Annotated in this window: 4 protein-coding genes; 3 read left to right on the top strand and 1 reads right to left on the bottom strand. The window is 37.6% G+C overall.

Annotation, left to right across the window (positions count from 1 at the left end; translation table 11 throughout):
• Positions 1-1219 (bottom strand): hypothetical protein (locus DB41_RS08170; RefSeq protein WP_039386226.1); only part of this gene is annotated, 1219 nt, incomplete at its 3' end.
• A 190-nt stretch (positions 1220-1409) separates the two neighbouring features.
• On the opposite strand from DB41_RS08170, the gene DB41_RS08165 reads away from it, so the two are divergent.
• The 3 genes from DB41_RS08165 to DB41_RS08155 form a co-directional block, all read left to right on the top strand.
• Positions 1410-1892 carry a hypothetical protein gene (locus tag DB41_RS08165; RefSeq protein WP_039386225.1) on the top strand — a complete coding sequence of 161 codons (483 nt, stop codon included), beginning with the start codon at positions 1410-1412 and terminating at the stop codon, positions 1890-1892.
• Between the two features lie 105 nt (positions 1893-1997).
• Positions 1998-2417: a hypothetical protein gene (locus tag DB41_RS08160; protein ID WP_155117400.1), complete on the top strand. Its 420-nt coding sequence runs from the start codon at positions 1998-2000 to the stop codon at positions 2415-2417.
• A 38-nt stretch (positions 2418-2455) separates the two neighbouring features.
• Positions 2456-5291 (top strand): 6-hydroxymethylpterin diphosphokinase MptE-like protein (locus DB41_RS08155; protein ID WP_155117633.1); only part of this gene is annotated, 2836 nt, incomplete at its 3' end.

Here is a 5291-nt window from a genome sequence, read left to right as displayed (position 1 = left end):
TTGTACAGATATTACAAGGCATCTGCTGGCCTTCTACTCCTAAATCTAACCCTAGCTTGATACGAGCAGGAATACGACTTCCATCTTCTGTGCGTGCGATTAAGCGCGCTGCAAGATTTTGTTCAGTATCCAGGGCTAATTTCTTGCAAATATCTTTGAAGGATAAGAATTGATAACCGCTTTGCGGGGAATGCAAAGCTAAGCATTGGTCTTTTTTTCCTAAAAGTCTTCCTTCCTGATTGTAGATTTCAAGATCAATAATTAAGGTATTAGGGGGGTAGATAGGATAAAAATATGCTTTTGTAAATAAATTTCTTTGTAAAGTCAAAGGGATCATGAGAGTAGCAGGAAGCCACTGAGGCTCGGCTGGACGCCAGTAATCGCTTTCTAAGGTAGCCTTAGAGCAATCATAATAGGTATGAGTAATTGTCATAGCCGGTAAGGAGCGTTGGATATTTCCTACTAGCAGACGAGGGAATATCCAACTGACTTTACATGTAATTTTAGCAGTCCCAGGTTGGCCATCTAAAAATTTTTGAAGTTCAACCTCTCTACTTGGGTAGATAAGACAGGTTTGGTAAGCTTGTAAGGTAGGATAAGAAATTTCATGGGTAAGCTTTTCATTTTTGCTATTATAAAACTCCATAAGAAGGGGAGCCTGGTGAAGAGCTTCAGGACCGTTAATAATGCTAATAAAAGGTTCATGATCTTCATCTGCATAAATATTAAAGCCTGCTTCAGGAACATGCGAGTGAGAATTATTGCGCATATCCTCGAAGTTATTGTAAACGCGCTGAGCCGAATGAACAACAGTACTAAAAGCAGAGCCATAGTAATTAATAGCAACAGCTGGATAGGGAAAAACTAAATGACGAGTAGAAAAAAATTCTACTTCTAGACTACCTATGAAAGGCTGATCGAGGGGGATACCTATGGCTATAAGCTGATCGATAAGCTCAATACGGTAAGTTTTAGCTTCTCGAATATGCAAGGAGGTTCGATAAAGGAGCTCTCCTTCACTAGAACGCAGAGAAATCTGAGCTGCAATTTCCTGCACATGACTTTTTAACATCCAATATCCCATAAACAGTAGTCTTGCTGAGATGCCGGGTAAAGAGATTACAGGAAAGATGGCAGAGGAACGAAAAATGGAAGGGGAAAAATTTTTTAAGGTAGAGTGTGGACTTGCATTGGCAAGATGTGCATAATAGCTACGCATAAAATTTACCTTGGTGAGTTTATTATGCTTTATAGCGATCATAAGATAATATTGGAATACCCTTCTAAATTTTTTCTCTTGCTGGCTATTTTTTATCTCTATATATTTCGTTACTAAGTAAATTTTTAAATTTATAATTTTGAAAAAATATAAAAATGGTACTATTTTAAATAAATCAAGGATTTAGACGATGTCAGCTATGTTGGGAAAAATTAAAGCATGGGGATTAGAGATAGGCAAAGATCCAGCTCTTATCAATCCTGTTTTACAAATCAAAAATATTGGTAAGCCTCCTCTTTATACCGAGGATCAATCAGAACGACAGTTTTGGTCATTAAAAGGGCGCATCAAATGTGTAGTCATGTCCTGTACATTTTATGTTCCTCGTTTTATTAAGGTAGAAGCAGTGGCTGTTGCACGAGCTACAAAGAATCTTTTCAAAACACGTAGCACTTCTGATACAGCTACGCGTGAGAGGATCTGGAGTAAAGTGCGACAAAATGTGCATTATTTTGTATGGTCGCATCCCCTCCTATATACGGCTTGTATCGTCCGTTTAGCAGCAGGGGTCCTTCATCCTGGCTTGAGTATAGGGACAAAAGAAGAAATGCCAGATTTTGATTGGGAAGATTTAGAAAATCCTTACGATTCTCCAAAAAGCAAGTTTGAATAAATCTAAGCTCTTAAGGATGAGTGCTTAAGTGAAAATAGTTTGAAATAATTTTTAATAGTGCTAGGTTAAGTTTGGAACTTAAACAACTTAATTTTGATGGCTATTATGAAACCAATTTCCTTTCTTGAGCAGATTCTTAGTCAGGTTACCTTTTTATACCAATATCTATTATCTAATCAGCATAAAGAGATGGATTCACGCCCGGAAATCAAAGAAGCAATTCAGCGCTTGTCCAGGCAGATTCAAGAAATTTCTCATATGACTGATACTGAAGCCTCACGCATGGGAATCTCTCAAGAAGAGCTAAGAAAAACTATTTTAGAATCAAAAGATCATCTTCCGCCCGACATCCAAAACTTTCTAGAGAAAACACAATATCTTAAGAGCCAACTTGAAGGCTGTAGAAATGTACTTAAAGCGGCGACAGAAAAGCAAAAAGAGGAAAGAAAAAACAAGCAGCTGGGTGACAAAAGAAAAGAAAAGTTCAATCATGTAGGGGGCAAAAAAGGCTGGATTCCTCTGTAGCATTCCTAATAACCACACTATATAAATGAAAGTAGATAATGATGATAAATGATGAACGTTTTACACATAATTTGCAGAGATGGTCTGTTCTTAATAAAGATGCAGCAGAAAAAATCAAAGTTTTAGAGTGCCAAGAGATTGCTCTTATCGCTAACGAAGAGGGTGAATGGAATTTACAAAAGATTTCCGAAGATTTGCCTGCCTATTTACATTCTCCCCTTTCTCCCCAAAGAGAAGCGCAACAATGGTTTTTATCTTTAAATTTAAAAGATACTCTAGTGGTGTATATTTATGGGATCGGGCTGGGTTATTACTATGATGTGATTAAGAATTGGTTAAAAGAGGATCCTAAACGCTATGTAGTTTTCCTAGAAAATAACCTGGAAGTAATAAAATTTTTTCTTCAAACAGAGCGCGCCACAGCTTTCTTAAATGATACCCAAGCTAAACTCTTTCATTTTTCATGGGAAACATCTTATTTTTCCTTTGGCTTTGTAACTTCTCTTTTTTCTTTGGCTTCTTTTAAAGCTTCGGCACTTAAATTTTATCAAAAGAGCGATACGCTCCATACGATGGAGTTTCAAGCGCGTCTTGCTTTTTTTCATGATATGCGCATCGGCATAAGTGCCGAATTTATGAATTTAGCTGGCGAGAAAGGCTTTATTCATAACTACTATCAAAATTTAATGGAGATTCCTTCCTCTAAAATTGAATCAAAAATGCTCGATCAGTTCAAAGGTATCCCTGCTATTATTTGTGGGGCAGGACCTTCATTAGCTAAGAATATTCATCTTCTCAAAGAGCTAAAAGACAAAGCATTAATAATGGCAGGGGGGACAGCCATGAACGTCTTAAATGGAGCGGGAATTACCCCCCATTTTGGCCTGGGAATAGATCCCAATCCTTCCCATTATAATCGATTAATATCTAATACGGCCTTTGAGGTTCCTTTCTTTTATAGGCAGCGCATGTACAATCCTGCCTTGAAAATGGTGCATGGAGAGCGGCTATTAGTAGCCGGTGCTGGAGGCTATCGCCTACCTGCATGGTTTGAAAGTCAGCTAGGCCTTCCTGAAGTAGTACCTATAGAAGAAGGTCATAATGTGATTAATTTCAATTTATCGATTGCTAAAGAATTAGGATGTAATCCTATTATTATAGTAGGAGTGGATTTAGCTTATTCGAATAATAGCTCCTACGCTCCCGGTTTGGTACGTCATGCCATCCAAGATCCTAAAGATGCTTTTTTAACCAAATATTCTCATGAAGAGCTCCTGGTAAAAGAGGACATTTATGGCCAGCCTGTTAATACTCTTTGGAAATGGATCAATGAATCCCTGTGGTTTTCGCATTTTGCCAGCCAATATCCTGAAATCACTTTATTGAATTGTACCGAAGGAGGGATTGGCTTTACACGGGTCCCCAATATGACTCTTGCAGAGGCGGCCTCCATCTATTTAAAGAAAAATTACGATTTTTCTTCGTTGGTGCATGGAGAAATTCAAAACAGTGGGGTTCCTCAAGGCTTAACTACCTATAAAGTATTAGAAACCCTTGAAATATTTGCACGTAGTCTACTCGATTGCGAAACCTATTGTAGTATTATCGCTCTTGAAAATAGTAAAATTCACCAGAGCGTAGAGGCTGGGCAAGAGGTACCTGATCATCTCAAAAATCCGGCAATCGAAGAGAACTTGGCCAAACTTGAAGTATTGGATGCTTTTAAATATATCTTAAGTGATTATAAAGACAGGTTTTTAGAGATCTTCTTTCCCCGGCTTGTTTATTTAGAATACGATTCTCAACTTTATTCAGAGAAAGAAATATTCTTGAAAAAAATTGTTTTTGAGATAAGCTTATATTCTTTTCTTTCCTCGGTGGCAAGAAATAATATAAATATTATTAGCTCTCTTCTTACCAAGGTAGTTAAAGAAAGTAATCATCCAGAAGTTACGCCTTCCAGAAAAACTCTTGCTCTTAAAGAAAAGTTACAAATTGAACGTACAAATTTGAGTGAGCAAGAGCATTACTCTTTTCTAGATAATTATTTGGAAATCATTGACCCTGAGCTTCATTTAAATTTTAAGAAAAAATGTGAAGGTCAAGTTGAACAGCAGCTGTATGCTAATGGGGCTTTAAAGACCCAGAATTTTTTACATGAAGGCAAACTGTATGGCCCCGCGACCTACTATGCTGAAAATGGCCAAGTCCTTGCTCAAAATTGGTATGTGGAAGGTCTTTTGAAGGGTAAAGGTTTCTTTTATTACCTTACAGGCGAGCTGTATGCTATCAAGCGTTATAGGAAAGGTGTTTTACATGGCCGCCAAGAATACTATTTTTTAAATGGCCTTCCTAAAAGTATTCTCCCTTATCAAGACGGTTTAATGGATGGGGAGGTCCTTTTGTACCATGCAAGCGGTAGAATTAAACGCCAAATGCATTTCAAAAAAGGAAAAAAAGATGGTGTGGAAAGGATGTGGAATGAAGACGCCATGCTGTTAATAGAAGCCCATTACGAGAATGATTTGCCTATAGGGACGGCCCGAGAATGGCATTCTAATGGCAACCTCAGCAAGGAAATTATCTATGCTAACGACTCGGACAAGCTTGAAATAAAAAAATGGAATGAAGATGGTACGCCCCATTTAAAAGATACCACGCAAGGGAAAGATTATTTCGATTTAGTGACTAATCACTCTACTGCTTTAACTACTTCTCTCCACAATCTCTATCAGGCTCTTGTAACTATTGCTCCCACTATTTTGGAAGTAAAAAATGAGGATAAATCTACCAGCATTGAGGATGATTTGCTAGAATTGCAAAAAGAGATGGATAAGCTTAATAGATATAGCCATGAAATGTTAAGAATTTCAG

Origin of the sequence: Neochlamydia sp. TUME1 (assembly GCF_000813645.1) — a bacterium.
Lineage (GTDB): Bacteria > Chlamydiota > Chlamydiia > Chlamydiales > Parachlamydiaceae > Neochlamydia.
Note: the sequence above shows the minus strand (reverse complement) of the source record. Positions and strands in the feature narration are given on the sequence as shown.

What these genes read in the sequence shown, in the direction of transcription:
- DB41_RS08165 (WP_039386225.1), top strand. Translation starts at nt 1,410, where the DNA reads ATGTCAGCTATGTTGGGAAAAATTAAAGCATGGGGATTAGAGATAGGC.
- DB41_RS08160 (WP_155117400.1), top strand. Translation starts at nt 1,998, where the DNA reads ATGAAACCAATTTCCTTTCTTGAGCAGATTCTTAGTCAGGTTACCTTT.